The sequence below is a fragment of the Paraburkholderia sp. RL17-380-BIE-A genome (assembly GCF_046028085.1).
Taxonomy (GTDB): domain Bacteria; phylum Pseudomonadota; class Gammaproteobacteria; order Burkholderiales; family Burkholderiaceae; genus Paraburkholderia.
Genome location: NZ_JARESQ010000017.1, coordinates 134,042 through 149,077, shown reverse-complemented (window position 1 = coordinate 149,077; position 15,036 = coordinate 134,042). Strand labels below are relative to the sequence as shown.

13 protein-coding genes are annotated in these 15,036 nt (G+C 63.1%); 8 read left to right on the top strand and 5 right to left on the bottom strand.

Features of this window, described 5'->3' with window-relative positions:
• Positions 1–30: 30 nt before the first annotated feature.
• On the bottom strand, positions 31–1,701 hold the full coding sequence (gene recN, locus P0D68_RS26490) for a DNA repair protein RecN (RefSeq protein WP_408186801.1): 1,671 nt from the start codon (positions 1,699–1,701) through the stop codon (positions 31–33).
• 72 nt (positions 1,702–1,773) lie between these two features.
• A complete protein-coding gene (locus tag P0D68_RS26485; RefSeq protein ID WP_091796675.1) occupies positions 1,774–2,676 on the bottom strand; it encodes an NAD kinase in 903 nt (300 codons plus the stop codon).
• A gap of 333 nt (positions 2,677–3,009) precedes the next feature.
• Here P0D68_RS26485 and hrcA point away from each other — a divergent pair, with 333 nt between their 5' ends.
• From hrcA to pabB, 8 genes are all read left to right on the top strand, one after another.
• Positions 3,010–4,029 carry a heat-inducible transcriptional repressor HrcA gene (gene hrcA, locus P0D68_RS26480; RefSeq protein WP_091796674.1) on the top strand — a complete coding sequence of 340 codons (1,020 nt, stop codon included), beginning with the start codon at positions 3,010–3,012 and terminating at the stop codon, positions 4,027–4,029.
• Between the two features lie 179 nt (positions 4,030–4,208).
• Complete coding sequence (gene hemH / locus P0D68_RS26475) at positions 4,209–5,279, top strand: ferrochelatase (RefSeq protein WP_408186800.1); 1,071 nt, start codon at positions 4,209–4,211, stop codon at positions 5,277–5,279.
• Between the two features lie 8 nt (positions 5,280–5,287).
• Positions 5,288–5,695: an RNA-binding S4 domain-containing protein gene (locus P0D68_RS26470; RefSeq protein ID WP_408186799.1), complete on the top strand. Its 408-nt coding sequence runs from the start codon at positions 5,288–5,290 to the stop codon at positions 5,693–5,695.
• A 521-nt stretch (positions 5,696–6,216) separates the two neighbouring features.
• Positions 6,217–6,801 (top strand): nucleotide exchange factor GrpE, encoded by a 585-nt coding sequence (gene grpE / locus P0D68_RS26465; RefSeq protein WP_091796671.1) that lies wholly within the window; start codon positions 6,217–6,219, stop codon positions 6,799–6,801.
• Between the two features lie 45 nt (positions 6,802–6,846).
• Positions 6,847–7,293 carry a thioredoxin family protein gene (locus tag P0D68_RS26460; protein WP_408301059.1) on the top strand — a complete coding sequence of 149 codons (447 nt, stop codon included), beginning with the start codon at positions 6,847–6,849 and terminating at the stop codon, positions 7,291–7,293.
• 153 nt (positions 7,294–7,446) lie between these two features.
• Positions 7,447–9,408: a molecular chaperone DnaK gene (dnaK, locus tag P0D68_RS26455; RefSeq protein WP_091796669.1), complete on the top strand. Its 1,962-nt coding sequence runs from the start codon at positions 7,447–7,449 to the stop codon at positions 9,406–9,408.
• Positions 9,409–9,679: 271 nt separating this feature from the next.
• Positions 9,680–10,822 (top strand): molecular chaperone DnaJ, encoded by a 1,143-nt coding sequence (gene dnaJ, locus P0D68_RS26450; protein ID WP_091796668.1) that lies wholly within the window; start codon positions 9,680–9,682, stop codon positions 10,820–10,822.
• A gap of 25 nt (positions 10,823–10,847) precedes the next feature.
• On the top strand, positions 10,848–12,776 hold the full coding sequence (gene pabB, locus P0D68_RS26445; RefSeq protein WP_408301057.1) for an aminodeoxychorismate synthase component I: 1,929 nt from the start codon (positions 10,848–10,850) through the stop codon (positions 12,774–12,776).
• 156 nt (positions 12,777–12,932) lie between these two features.
• On the opposite strand, the gene panB is transcribed toward pabB, so the two are convergent.
• Genes panB through folK form a run of 3 tightly spaced genes read right to left on the bottom strand, consistent with a single transcriptional unit; the run spans position 12,933 to position 15,012 of the window.
• Entirely contained in the window at positions 12,933–13,748 is an 816-nt protein-coding gene (gene panB / locus P0D68_RS26440) for a 3-methyl-2-oxobutanoate hydroxymethyltransferase (protein WP_408186796.1), read from the bottom strand.
• A 38-nt stretch (positions 13,749–13,786) separates the two neighbouring features.
• Positions 13,787–14,467, bottom strand: a complete 681-nt coding sequence (locus P0D68_RS26435) for a deoxynucleoside kinase (protein ID WP_408301054.1) — start codon at positions 14,465–14,467, stop codon at positions 13,787–13,789.
• Positions 14,464–15,012, bottom strand: coding sequence for a 2-amino-4-hydroxy-6-hydroxymethyldihydropteridine diphosphokinase (folK, locus tag P0D68_RS26430; protein ID WP_091796664.1), 549 nt, complete (start codon positions 15,010–15,012; stop codon positions 14,464–14,466). Before folK ends, P0D68_RS26435 begins: the two co-directional genes overlap by 4 nt.
• Between the last annotated feature and the right edge of the window lie 24 nt (positions 15,013–15,036).

The window sequence follows — 15,036 nt, the reverse complement described above, 5'->3', positions numbered from 1 at the left end:
ACGGGGGGATGCCCCCCGGCTGATCAGCAATTAGGCTGCCAGCATTTCCTTCGCGTGCTTGCGGGTGGTCGGGGTGATCTCCAGGCCGCCGAGCATCCGTGCCACTTCTTCGATGCGGTTCGCCTTGTCGAGCGAAGTCACGCTGCTGACCGTGCCGCCTTTGCCATTGCCCGCTTTGGCCACCTGGAAATGGTGGTCGCCGCGCGCGGCGACTTGCGGCAAATGCGTGACGCACAGCACCTGGCGCTGCTGGCCGAGCTGATGCAGAAGCCGCCCGACTACTTCGGCGACGCCGCCGCCGATGCCGGTATCCACTTCGTCGAAAATGAGCGTGGGCGTCGGGCTGGCGGCGCTGGCGATTACCGCTAACGCGAGGCTGATACGCGCCAGCTCGCCGCCCGAGGCGACCTTCGCGAGCGGCCGCAGCGGCACGCCCGCATGACCGGCGACCCGGAACTCGACCTGTTCGAGCCCATGCGCGCCACCTTCGGGCAGCGGCACCAGCGCGACTTCGAAGCTGCCGCCTTTCATCGACAGTTCCTGCATGCCCGTGGTGACCGCCGCGCCCAGCGCCTTGCCGGCCTTGGCACGCGCCTTCGACAGTTTCTTTGCCTCGGTCAGGAAGGCTTCTTTGGCTTTGGCCTCGGCGGCGTGCAGGCTGTCGAGGTCCGCGGCGGCGTCGAGCGCGGCCAATTGCGCGCGACGCGCCTCGTGTTCTTCAGGCAGCGTTTCCGGCTGCAGACGGAATTTTCGCGCGGCCGAATGCAATGCATCCAGACGCTTTTCGACCTGCGCGAGCCGGTCCGGGTCGAGTTCGAGCTTTTGCGCGTAATGGCTCAGCGAATACGCCGCTTCCTGCAACTGGATTTCGGCCGGCTCCAGCGCGGCCAGCACGTCGTTCAAAGCCGGATCGATCTCCGCCAGATCGCGCACCTTCGACACGATTGAGGACAGATGCGTGATCATGGCCTCGTCCGATTCGGAAAGCGCGCCGAGCGCGCCTTGCACGCCGTCGATCAGATTGGCCGAATGCGACAGCCGCCGATGCTCGGCATTGACCTCTTCCCACTCGCCCGGCTGCGGCGCGAGCTTGTCCAGTTCGGTGAGTTGCCAGGCGAGGCGCTCGCGTTCCAGTTGCAGTTCACGGTCACGTGTTTGCGCATGCTCGACCGCCTGAACCTTCTCGCGCCATGTGCGCCATGCCCGCGTGACGATGGCCGCCGTGTCGGACAGGCCGGCGTGGGTGTCGAACAGTTCGCGTTGCGCGTCGGGGCGCATCAGCAACTGGTGCGCGTGCTGGCCATGAATATCCACCAGCATTTCGCCGACCTCGCGCAACTGCGCGAGCGTCGCCGCCGTGCCGTTGATGAAGGCGCGCGAGCGGCCGTTGGCATCCACCACGCGCCGCAGCATGACGGTGCTGCCGTGATGGCCGTCGGCGCCGATTGTGCCGAGCGCCTGCTCGTCGAGCCAGTGCTCGACCTGCGCATGCGTTTCGAACTCCGCGGTGATGTCCGCGCGGCTTTCGCCCGTGCGCACGACGTTCGCATCGGCACGGGCGCCGAGCGCGAGCGCCAGCGCGTCGATCAGGATCGACTTGCCGGCGCCGGTTTCGCCGGAGAAAACAGTGAAGCCGCTGTCGAATTCGAGATCGAGCGCGGCGACGATGACGAAGTCGCGTATCGAGAGGTGGCGAAGCATGGAGGTCGTCTGGTGAGCTGGGTAGTCAGGGTTCGGCAGCGGCGGCGTTCGCGTTCCGGGTGTCCTTGCCGCTCAGGGCTTGGGGTCTTCTTCGTGCGACGGGTATTCGTTCCAGTGCAGCTTCTTGCGCAGCGTGGCGAAGTAGCTGTAGCCGACCGGATGCAGCATCGGCACCGTATGACGCGAGCGGCGCACTTCGATCGTGTCGCTCAGTTCGAGCGAGGTGAACGACTGCATGTCGAAATTGACGTTCACTTCGCGGCCCGAGACGATCTGGATGCTCACCTTGGAATCGTCCGGCAGCACGATCGGACGGTTCGACAGCGCGTGCGGCGCGATCGGCACCAGCACGATGCCCTGCAACTGCGGATGCAGAATCGGCCCTTGCGACGACAGCGCGTAAGCGGTCGAGCCGGTGGGCGTGGCCACGATCAGGCCGTCCGAGCGCTGGTTGTACATGAAGCGGCCGTCCACCGAGACATGCAGTTCCGCCATGCCCGAGAAGCCGCTGCGGTTGACCACTACGTCGTTGAAGGCCAGTGCGTGATAGATCGGGTTGCCGTCGCGCATGATGCGCGCTTCGAGCAGCACCCGTTCTTCGCGCTCGAAATTGCCGGACAGCATTTGCGGCACGATCTCGCGCATGTCGGAGATCGGAATGTCGGTAATGAAGCCGAGCCGCCCATGGTTGATGCCGATCAAGGGCGTGCGATACGGCGCGAGCTGTCGGCCGATACCGAGCATCGTGCCGTCGCCGCCCAGCACCACGGCCACGTCGGCGCGCGCGCCGATCTCGGCGGGACGCAGCGCCGGGTAGTCGGTGACGCCGATCTCGGCGGCGGTGTCGGCTTCGAACACGACCTCGAAGCCGCGCTTCGCGATGCACAAGGCGAGCGCGGTCAACGGCTCGGCGATACCCGGCGTATTGTTGCGCCCGACGAGCGCGACGGTCTTGAACTGGCTGGTCACTTGCATGCCGGCATTACACCATAGGTAGGGCCTGAAAAGAACCGTAGACAGACCCGGTGACGGGCCGGCGCGCGCGGGCCGCCAGCGCCTCTCGCGATTATCGTTAGAATGGTGAAGCCTTGATGACATGCGCGCCGGCTAAAGTGCGGCGGGGTGCCGCCAGCCGGGCCGCCCGGAAGGCGGCCCGCAAGGTGCTCCGCAACGCGCCGGACTGAACGCCGGCCAATGATGTGCCGGACCGAAGGCAACGTGCCGCAGCGGCAAGCGGTGGCGCGTTCGTCAGGGATGGGCGCCCCTAGCGCTCGCGGTAGTCGTGCCATTGAGCTAAAATTTTCCGTCATGCTAGATCCTCGCGCACAAACCCTCCTCAAAACGCTGATCGAGCGCTACATCGCCGAAGGTCAGCCGGTCGGCTCGCGCACGTTGTCGCGCTATTCGGGCCTCGAACTGAGCCCCGCCACCATCCGCAACGTCATGTCCGACCTCGAGGACTTGGGGCTCGTGATCAGCCCGCACACTTCCGCGGGCCGCATTCCCACGCCGCGCGGCTACCGCCTGTTCGTGGACACCATGTTGACGGTGGAGTCCGCCGCGGACGAAGAAGCCGTGATGCGTACCGTCAAGACCACGCTGAAGGCAGGCGAGCCGCAGAAAGTCGTTGCTGCCGCGGCGAGTGTGCTGTCCAACCTGTCGCAGTTCGCCGGCGTGGTGCTCACGCCGCGGCGCAGCCACGTGTTCAAGCAGATCGAGTTCATGCGTTTGTCCGACAAACGCATTCTGCTGATCATCGTCACGCCGGAAGGCGATGTGCAGAACCGCATCATGGCGACCCAGCGCGATTTCTCGCCGTCGCAACTGGTCGAAGCCTCCAACTACATCAACGCGCACTTCGCGGGCCTCTCGTTCGACGACGTGCGCCGCCGCCTGCGCGAAGAAATCGACGAACTGCGCGGCGACATGACCACGCTGATGCACGCCGCCGTCACGGCCAGCACCGACGAAGCCGACACGGGCGAGACCGTGCTGATTTCCGGCGAGCGTAACCTGCTCGAAGTGGCCGACCTCTCGTCGGATATGGCGCGCTTGCGCAAGCTGTTCGATGTGTTCGACCAAAAGACCAGTCTCCTTCAATTGCTCGACGTGTCGAGTCACGCGGCGGGCGTGCAGATTTTCATTGGCGGCGAGTCGAATCTCGTGCCGATCGAGGAAATGAGCGTGGTCACCGCGCCTTACGAGGTGAACGGCAAGATTGTCGGCACCTTGGGCGTGATCGGACCGACCCGCATGGCCTACAACCGCGTGATTCCGATTGTGGACATTACCGCGCGCCTGCTTTCCCTCACGCTCAGCCAACAGTAAATAGCTTTCTTTTCGACTCCTCGCCGCGCCGGTTCCTGCCGCAAATAATGCGTCACGGCGCGCGGCTTGCCAATTGGCCGAATGGCCAGGGGTGTCCGGCGGACCGGTGCATGAAGCTCGCCGCTATAATGGTTCCCACTTGAACCGCCACTCCGCCTAACCGGTTACTTCTGCTGCCTATGCGCTTCGACCTCGAGCGGCCTTCACAGAACGCCACATCACACCGCGTCGCCGTGCTCCTGATCAATCTCGGCACGCCCGACGCGCCGACGCCGCGTGCGGTTCGCCGCTATCTCGCGCAGTTTCTTTCCGATCCGCGGGTGGTCGAAATTCCGGCGCTGCTCTGGCAGATCATCTTGCGCCTGTTGATTTTGCCGTTCCGCGGCCGCGCCTCCGCCAAGAAATACGCCACAGTGTGGATGCCCGAAGGCTCGCCGCTGCGCGTGTACACCGAGAAGCAGACGGAAGCCTTGCGTCATCTGCTGCAACTGAACGACTACACGGTGCTCGTCGACTACGCGATGCGTTACGGCACGCCGGGCATTCCGGCCATGCTGAACCAGCTCAAGCTGGCGGGCGCCGAACGCGTGCTGCTGATGCCCATGTATCCGCAGTATTCGTCGTCCACCACGGCCACCGCGTTCGACGACGCCTTTTCGGCGCTCAAGCGCATGCGCAATCAGCCGGAAATCCGCACGGTGCGCCAGTACGCCGATCATCCGGCCTACATTGCGGCGCTCGCCGCGCAGGTACATCACTATTGGCATCAGCACGGCCGGCCGGATTTCGCCTCTGGTGACAAGCTGGTGCTGAGCTTTCACGGCGTGCCCAAGCGCACGCTGGATCTCGGCGACCCATACCACGAGCAATGCCAGCAAACCGGCGCGCTGCTGATGCAGGCACTCGAACTGACGCCGGTGGAATGCCGCATCACGTTCCAGTCGCGCTTCGGCAAGGCCGAGTGGCTGCAGCCGTACACCGCACCCACGCTCAAGGAGCTGGGCTCGGCGGGCGTGCGGCGTGCTGATCTGTTCTGTCCGGGCTTTACGGCCGACTGCCTTGAAACCATCGAGGAAATCGGCATGGAGGTGCGCGACGAATTCCTGCACGCGGGCGGCCAGGATTTCCATCGGATTCCCTGCCTGAACGCCTCGCAGGCGTGGATTGCCGCGTTGGGCGAAATCGTTGCGCAGAATTTGCAGGGCTGGCCGGTGCAGGCGCTACCGGTGCCGCACACGACAGGAGCTTGAGCAGGCTCATGAATTACAGGATTTCAACCGAAGCCGGCGCCAAGTTGCGCATCGACAAATGGCTGTGGGCGGCGCGCTTCTTCAAGACGCGTTCGCTCGCGGCGGCGGCCGTCGAAAAAGGACATGTGCGCATTGACGGCGCCAGCGTCAAGCCGGCCAAAGACGTGCGGGTCGGTGACCTGGTCGAGATCGAGATCGAACGGATCGTGTGGCAAGTGGAGGTGCTGGGCGTGTGCGACGTGCGCGGCCCGGCGAGTGTCGCGCAAACGCTTTATGCGGAAACCGAAGAGAGTAAGTTGAAGCGGCAGGTCGAACAGGAGCGGCGCAAGACGTATCGCGAGCCGGCGGCCGCATTACACGGCCGACCGACCAAGCGCGACCGGCGCACTATCGACAAACTTTCAGGTGGGGATTGAACAGTTGTTCCATGGTCGCGTGCACGCCACCATATTCGGTAGTGTGATCGTTGACAGCCCCGGACATGCAGATGGTCGTGGTGCCCGCAATCAGAACCAATGCGACCACCGAGATTGCAAAGGTCAGTTTCACGGTACTCCCCTCGGGAAGGTTCAGGATAAAGACGGGCGAATCGGGTGAAATTGCAAGATATCGGAAAGGATTACGTCAGATTAGGGTTAACGCGTCTTTTCCGATGCTTTGTTGGAGCATAGGCCACTTGCCGCCCGCACTCAATCTCAATCTGATTGCGTCGCATTAATGGTTGTAACCAGGCATTTCCGCTGCCCGGCCGTGGTGCGAAAAGATCCGGGAGAACCGCTTGAAATGGTTCTTTCCGGCCTCATCTGCCGTGTTGATTTGCGGTGACTCGCGAAGTTGTCTGTCGCGATTTTGCAACGCACAAACCGCACCAGGCTTAATGCGCTGCCGCCGCCCTCGGCTTTTACCTCGCTTTCACTTTTTAACGACTTTCAGCGACATGGAAAACACGCAAGAGAACCCGACGAGCCAGAATTCCAAGCCCGCCGACGAAACCGCGCGCCAGGCCGCCGAGGCCGCGGCACCTCAGCAGGAAGCCGCTGCGAACGCGGCGACCGACTCGCCGGCAAGCGCCGAGCAAGCGGCACTGGCCGAGGCTCAGGCAAAGATCGCCGAGTTGCAGGAAAGCTTCCTGCGGGCCAAGGCTGAGACTGAAAACGTGCGCCGCCGCGCTCAGGAAGACGTCGCCAAGGCTCACAAGTTTGCGATCGAGACTTTTGCCGAGCATCTGCTGCCGGTGATCGACAGCCTCGAAGCAGCTGTCGCCCATTCGACCGACGATCTTCCGAAAGTGCGCGAAGGCGTCGAACTCACGCTGCGCCAGCTCACTGGCGCGCTGGAAAAGGGACGCGTCGTCGCCCTGAATCCGGTTGGCGAGAAGTTCGACCCGCATCGCCATCAGGCCATTTCCATGGTTCCGGCCGACCAGGAGCCGAACACCGTGGTGGCCGTGCTGCAAAAGGGCTTCGTAATCGCCGATCGCGTGCTGCGACCGGCACTCGTGACCGTCGCGGCCCCGAAGTAAGCGCGACGAGGCGTTCAGAAGCCGTTTAGTCTGGCAGGCGTCGCCATGGCCAATATTCCCGTCGACGCCACCGCGTTCGCGGCCTTCGAGATGCAGGCGCTCAGCGCGGAGTCATTCGACGCCGGGCTCGCCGGAGCGGGCGATGAACTGGCCGTGGTGTTTTTCTGGGGTCTCGACTGCTTTAACTGCGAGATTGCCAAGAAGGCCATGCTGGCGCAGCCGGACGCGATTCGCGCTCTCGGTCTCAAATGGTTTCACAGCAACGTTTACGAGCATCGCGAACTGGGGCGGCGCTTCACGCTGCACGGCGTGCCCACATGGTTCTTTTTTTACCGCGGCAAGCGGCTCGGCCGGGCAACCGGCTGGCATGGCCTCGGGCAGTTCCGGGCCGCGGTTGCGGCCGCACGGGAAAAAATCCGGGTGGCTGATGCTGCAAAAACCGCCGGCCCGCAAGCCGATGGAACAATTTCGGGCGAAAGTTCGCCCGATTGAAAAAAATTAAAGACCGCATCGTAAAAGAGGTCTTGAAAACGATGCGGACGCACTTATGTTGAGTGCAGGTAGGAATTGAGAGCGGATCGCCTTACCGCCAGCAGGGCAAACAAGGCGCTTCCCGCAGCGATCAAAGTCAGGAGATTAGTAAAAATGGGCAAAATCATCGGCATCGACCTCGGCACGACCAACTCGTGCGTGGCGATCATGGAAGGCAATTCGGTCAAGGTGATCGAGAATTCGGAAGGCGCGCGCACCACGCCGTCGATCATCGCTTACATGGAAGACGGCGAGATTCTCGTCGGCGCGCCTGCGAAGCGTCAGTCGGTCACGAACCCGAAGAACACGCTGTACGCGGTCAAGCGCCTGATCGGCCGCCGCTTCGAAGAAAAAGAAGTGCAGAAAGACATCGGCCTGATGCCGTACAAGATCATGAAAGCCGACAACGGCGACGCATGGGTCGAAGTGCGCGATCAGAAGCTCGCTCCGCCGCAAATTTCGGCTGAAGTGCTGCGCAAGATGAAGAAGACCGCTGAAGACTACCTCGGCGAGCCGGTCACGGAAGCCGTGATCACGGTTCCCGCGTACTTCAACGACAGCCAGCGTCAGGCCACCAAAGACGCAGGCCGCATCGCCGGTCTGGAAGTGAAGCGGATCATCAACGAACCGACCGCAGCCGCTCTGGCATTCGGTCTGGACAAGGCCGAAAAGGGCGACCGCAAGATCGCGGTGTATGACCTGGGCGGCGGCACGTTCGACGTGTCGATCATCGAAATCGCCGACGTTGACGGTGAAATGCAGTTCGAAGTGCTGTCCACGAACGGCGATACGTTCCTGGGCGGTGAAGACTTCGACCAACGCATCATCGACTACATCATCGGCGAGTTCAAGAAGGAACAGGGCGTCGATCTGTCGAAAGACGTGCTCGCGCTGCAGCGCCTGAAGGAATCGGCTGAAAAGGCCAAGATCGAGCTGTCGTCGAGCCAGCAAACCGAAATCAACCTGCCGTACATCACAGCCGACGCATCGGGTCCGAAGCATTTGAACCTGAAAATTACGCGTGCGAAGCTGGAAGCGCTGGTTGAAGAGCTGATCGAACGCACCATTGAACCGTGCCGCGTGGCCATCAAGGACGCAGGCGTGAAGGTCGGCGAAATCGACGACGTGATTCTGGTCGGCGGTATGACCCGTATGCCGAAGGTGCAGGAAAAGGTTAAGGAATTCTTCGGCAAGGACCCGCGCCGTGACGTGAACCCGGACGAAGCCGTGGCCGTTGGCGCCGCGATTCAAGGCCAGGTTCTGTCGGGTGACCGCAAGGACGTTCTGCTGCTCGACGTGACCCCGCTGTCGCTCGGCATCGAAACGCTCGGCGGCGTGATGACAAAGATGATCAACAAGAACACCACGATCCCGACCAAGCACGCACAGGTCTACTCGACGGCTGATGACAATCAGGGCGCCGTGACGATCAAGGTGTATCAGGGCGAACGCGAAATGGCAGCCGGCAACAAGCTGCTGGGCGAGTTCAACCTCGAAGGCATTCCGCCGGCACCGCGCGGCACGCCGCAGATCGAAGTGAGCTTCGACATCGACGCGAACGGCATTCTGCACGTCGGCGCGAAAGACAAGGCGACCGGCAAGGAAAACCGCATCACGATCAAGGCGAACTCGGGTCTGTCCGAAGCCGAAATCGAGAAGATGGTGAAGGACGCCGAAGCGAACGCGGAAGAAGATCACAAGCTGCGTGAGCTGGCCGACGCCCGCAACCAGGGCGACGCGCTGGTCCACAGCACGAAGAAGGCGCTCACCGAATACGGCGACAAGCTCGAAGCTTCCGAGAAGGAAAAGATCGAAGCCGCGCTCAAGGACCTCGAAGAAACGCTGAAGAGCGGTTCGAGCGACAAGGCCGCGATCGAAGCCAAGATCGAAGTGGTGGCCACCGCCTCGCAGAAAATGGGCGAGAAGATGTACGCCGACATGCAGGCTGCGCAAGGCGCGGAAGCCGCGGCAGCAGGCGCGGCGGGTGCGGGCGGCGCAGGTGCATCGGCGGGTGGCGCGAGCCAGCAGCAGGACGACGTGGTCGACGCCGAGTTCAAGGAAGTCAAGAAAGACTAAAGCCAGGTCGCATTTCGACCGTAAAGCCGCACACAGCAATGTGTGCGGCCCGGCTGCACAAGGGATTGCGTCCAACCGGGCGACATGAACGTGCGAAAGCGGTTATCGCGCCTGGCGAGCCTTTTGGGGCTCTCCGGGCACATTTGTTTTATGGAGGGCGTTGTTTTCAGGCCATGTTGAAAGGGCGTGAAACAGCGGCCGGACGAGTCGTTAGACTCCAGCATTCAAGAGGAGCCACCGCGTCGCATTGCGCGAGTGGCGTTGAACCGATATGGCGAAACGGGATTACTACGAGGTTCTGGGCGTCGCAAAGAACGCGAGCGACGACGAAATCAAGAAGGCTTATCGCAAGCTCGCGATGAAGCACCACCCCGACCGCAATCCGGGCAACAAGGATGCGGAAGGGCATTTCAAAGAGGTGAAGGAAGCCTATGAAATGCTGTCGGACTCGCAAAAGCGTGCCGCGTACGACCAGTACGGCCACGCGGGCGTCGATCCGAACATGGGCGGTGCCGGAGCGCAAGGCTTTGGCGGTTTTGCCGACGCATTCGGCGATATTTTCGGCGACATCTTCGGCCAGGCAGCCGGTGGCGCCGCGCGTGGCGGTGGCGGCCGCGCGGGCCCGCAGGTGTACCGCGGTGCCGATCTGCGCTACAGCATGGAAATCACGCTCGAACAGGCCGCACACGGCTACGACACGCAGATCCGCGTGCCGAGCTGGGTCTCGTGCGAAATCTGTCACGGTTCGGGTGCCAAGCCCGGCACCAAGCCGGAAACCTGCCCGACCTGTAGTGGTTCGGGTTCGGTGCGGATGTCGCAGGGCTTCTTCAGTATTCAGCAAACCTGCCCGAAGTGCCACGGCACCGGCACCTACATTCCCGACCCGTGCGGCCACTGCCACGGCGCGGGTAAGGTGAAGGAAACCAAGACGCTGGAAGTGAAGATCCCGGCAGGTATCGACGACGGCATGCGTATCCGTTCCGCCGGCAATGGCGAGCCGGGCATCAACGGTGGCCCGTCGGGCGATCTGTACGTCGAAATTCATATCAAGCAGCACTCGGTGTTCGAGCGCGACGGCGACGATCTGCATTGCCAGATGCCGATTCCGTTCACCACTGCGGCGCTCGGCGGCGAGATCGAAGTGCCGACCCTTGCGGGCCGCGCCAGCTTCACGGTGCCGGAAGGCACGCAATCGGGCAAGACGTTCCGTCTGCGTGGCAAGGGCATCAAGGGGCTGCGTTCGAGCATTGCCGGCGATCTGTACGTGCACGTGCAAGTCGAAACGCCGGTCAAGCTGACCGAGCCGCAGCGCGATTTGCTCAAGCAGTTCGAAAAGGCGCTGGTCGAGGGCGGTTCGCGGCATAGCCCGCAAAGCAAGAGCTGGTTCGACCGGGTGAAGAGCTTCTTCGATTAATGACAGTTTGATTTTGGCGGTAAGCATGACGGCAGATGAGCACGGCGCGGTTTTCGCATTGCTCGACGATTGCGACGCGTTGCCGGCGCGCCCTTCGAGTCGTCTGTACACGGGGTTTGTGCAGGAATGGGTGTGTGCGGATGCCGCGCAACTCGAAGCCGTTTGCGAGCGCGTGGCTGCGGAAACCCTGCGTGGTTTGCATGCCGTCGTGCTCGCCGACTATGAGTTCGGCCGGGATCTCCTCGGCGCCGAGGCGCATTGGTCTCTGAAAACGCAGCGTGGCGATGCCACGCTGCGTTTTTTATTGTTCGAACGTTGCGAGAAACGTTCGCGTGAAGAGGTCGACGCGTGGCTCATGGCGCGCGACCAGGGCGCGGCCGAGCCATCGGTGGCGGGCACGGCCAACGTGCGCGCGAGCGTCGATCCGCGGCAGTTCAACGCGGCGATCGACGGGGTCCACGCAGCCCTGCGCGCGGGCGATTCCTATCAGGTCAACTACACGTACCGGCTCGGCTTCGATGTGTTCGGCTCGCCCGTCGCTTTGTATCGGCGGCTGAGAGCGCGCCAGCCGGTTCGCTACGGTGCGCTGATCGCGTTGCCGGACGGCGATTGGGTGTTGTCGTGCTCGCCGGAGCTCTTCGTCGAAAAGCAGGGCGAGACGTTGCATGCGCGGCCGATGAAAGGCACCGCGCCGCGATCCGACGACCCGGCGGCGGACCGGCGCGCTGCCGAATTCCTCGGCAACGATCCTAAAAACCGCGCCGAAAACGTGATGATCGTCGACCTGTTGCGCAACGATCTGTCGAGGGTGGCGCAGACGGGCTCGGTCAAGGTGCCGGCGCTCTTTTCGGTCGAGCCGTATGCGACGGTCTGGCAGATGACGTCCACTGTGCATGCGGCGTTGCGGCCCGGCACGTCGTTCGCCGGGATACTGCGCGCGCTGTTTCCCTGTGGCTCGATCACGGGCGCGCCGAAGCATCGCACGATGCAATTGATCGATGAACTCGAGAGCACGCCGCGTGGGCTCTATACCGGCGCCATCGGCTGGCTGGATGTGCCCTCGGCGGTTGCGCACACCACGAGTGCCGGCACATCCACACCGGCTGCGAACGAAACCTCCTGCGGTGACTTCTGCCTGTCCGTCGCGATCCGCACGTTGACGCTGAGCCGGTCGGCGCAAACGGGGCAACTGGAAGGCAAGATGGGCATCGGCGCGGGGATCGTGCTCGACAGCGTCGCCGCCGACGAATACGCGGAGTGTCAATTGAAGGCCCGCTTTCTGACCCATGCCGAGCCGGGTTTCGAACTCTTCGAAACAATGTATGCGACGCGCGAAGAGGGCGTGCGGCATTGTTCGCGCCATCTTGCGCGGCTCTCGTCGAGCGCGGCGGTACTCGGCTTCAAACTCGACCATACGATCGCCAACGCCCTTCGCGCGGAGATCGCGGCGAAGTGCGCGGCGCTGCCCGCACAAACTCCGCATCGCATGCGGCTCGCGTTGAGCAAGGACGGTACGGCGAACATCACCGTGGCCGTGCTGACGCCGCTAGCCGACTCCACTGTCGGCGTGTTGCTCGGACCCGATCACGCCTTCCCGGCAACCGACGCCTACGACTTGCTGCTGCGTCACAAAACCACTCGCCGCGCTGAATACGATCGCGGCTGGCGCGAAGCCGAAGCGAAGGGCGCGTTCGACACGCTGTTCTTCAACGGGCAGGGCGAATTGACCGAAGGTGGCCGGTCGAATGTCTTCGTGAAGTTGGCTGGGCGCTGGTGGACGCCGCCGCTTGCGTCGGGCGTGCTGCCAGGCGTGATGCGCAGCGTTTTGCTCGAGGAGGCGTCGGGTCTGCAGGCGGCCGAACGTGTGTTCACCCGGACCGATCTGCAAAACGCCGAAGCGCTGATGGTGTGCAATGCACTGCGAGGCGCGCTGCCGGCACGGATCGTGGACTGAGAGAGGCGCGCCGCCACGGGCTGGGACAGGTCGACCAGTCGCCAGAGAAAGACAACCGGCCTTGTATGCGTTTGAACGCGATATCGGATACGCGCCAAAGCGAACGACAACGGGCACGAAACGGCCCGTTCCGCTCGATCCTCTAACGCTCGAAACTCAGAACGTGTGCTCCGGCCCAGGGAACGAGCCGTCCTTCACGGCAGCGACATAAGCTTCCACGGCCGCGAGAATACTCGGCTGCCCCTGCATGAAATCCTTCACGAAGCGCGGTCGCTTGCCGGGGAAAATGCCCAGCATGTCGTGCAGCACCAGCACCTGACCCGAACAGTCCAGTCCCGCGCCGATACCAATCGTCGGAATGCGCAGTTGCTTCGTGACGTCGCTTGCGAGCAGCGTCGGGATCGCTTCCATCACGATCAATTGCGCGCCGGCCGCCTGCACGGCGAGCGAGTCGCGCAGCAATTGCGTCGCGCCCGCTTCGGTCTTGCCTTGCACCTTGAAGCCGCCGAACGCATGCACCGATTGCGGCGTCAGGCCGACGTGAGCGCACACGGGAATCGAGCGCTCCACGAGGAAGCGCACCGTGTCCGCGAGCCATTCGCCGCCCTCGAGCTTCACCATCTGCGCGCCGGCGCGCATCAATTCAACCGAGCTTCTGAATGCCTCTTCCGGCGTGCCGTAAGTGCCGAACGGCAAGTCGGCCACGATCAGCGCCGCGGGCCGCGCGCGCGCCACGCTAGCCGTGTGATACGCGATGTCGGCGAGCGACACGGGCAGGGTGGTCGTCTGGCCTTGCAGCACGTTGCCGAGCGAGTCGCCGATCAGCAGCACGTCGACGCCCGCGCGGTCCAGCAGCGCGGCGAAGCTCGCGTCGTAACAGGTGAGCATGGCGATTCTTTCGCCGGCGTCGCGCATTGCCTGCAGTTTCGGCACGGTGATAGCGTTCCGGCTCGCTTCCTGCAAATAGGTCATGGGTCAATCCGTTGAGAAAAAAGAGGTGGCCACGCCGCTCAGAGCGACGTGCCTTTGACAAAGAATTCCTTGCGGCCGCGCATGGTTTCAATGCGTTCTGCGAGCAGCGCAAGGTCCGCGTCGGAGTCGAGCGGATTCAGGTGTTCGGCGTTGACCGTCAGCACGGGCGTGCGGTCGTAGTGATAGAAAAACTCGTTGTACGCATCGCACAGGGCGTGCAGATAGGCGTCGGAAATCTGCAGCTCCATCGGCACGGCGCGCTTCTGGATACGCGCGAACAGCACCTCAGGGCTCGCCTGCAGATAGACGACGAAGTCCGGCGCCGGCGCGCTGGCTTCGATACGCGCGGCAAGCGCGCGATACAACTGCCACTCGTCTTCCTGCAGCGTCAGACGCGCGAAGATGTCGTTCTTCTGCGTCATGAAATCGGCGATCAGCGGCGTGCCCGACAGGTGCGCCGCGCTTACGTCCTGAGCCTGCTGCGCGCGTTGCAACGCGAAGTGCAGTTGTGTGGGTAACGCGTAACGCGCGGTGTCGCGGTAAAAACGTTCGAGAAAAGGATTGTCCTGCGGCCGTTCGAACAATTCCTGCATCGACCAGCGCTGCGCAAGGCGCCGTGCGAGCGACGTCTTGCCGACGCCGATCGGCCCTTCGATCGCGAGATAGCCGAACGGCGGCCGCAGTTGCGGTGCCGTGACGGTGAGCGGCGATGAATTCATTCGCAGGGGCCCTTGCCGGCAGTGCCTTCACCGGCGGTCAATGCATTGAGCATAGGACACTGGCAAGGCCCTTTCACCTTCTCGATGCGCTGATCGCTCACGCCGCTGAGCAGCGCCTCGGCGCGGCCATGTTGCGGAATGACCAGTGCGGCGTCGATCTCGACGAGCGGCACCAGCGCGAAGGCGCGTTCAGTCAGGCGAGGATGCGGCACGATCAGATCGGCTTCGTCGATCGATTGATCGCCGAACAGCAGAATGTCCAGATCGAGCGTGCGCGGTGCGTTGCGAAACGGCCGCTCACGGCCGAACTGATGCTCGATCTTGTGGCATAGCGCAAGCAGATGCCGCACGGGGAGCGTCGTATCGACCTTCACGACGCAGTTGAAATAGTCGTCACCGCCCGCGTCGATCGGGGCAGTGCGATACAGGCTCGACTTGGCGAGCACGGTGATGGTGTGCTGTTGTGCGAGGCACACCACCGCGTCTTTCAGGGTCTGGCGCGCGTCCCCGAGATTCGCGCCGAGGCCGAGATAAGCAACCGTCATGGCATAACTTCCTGCAACTATCGT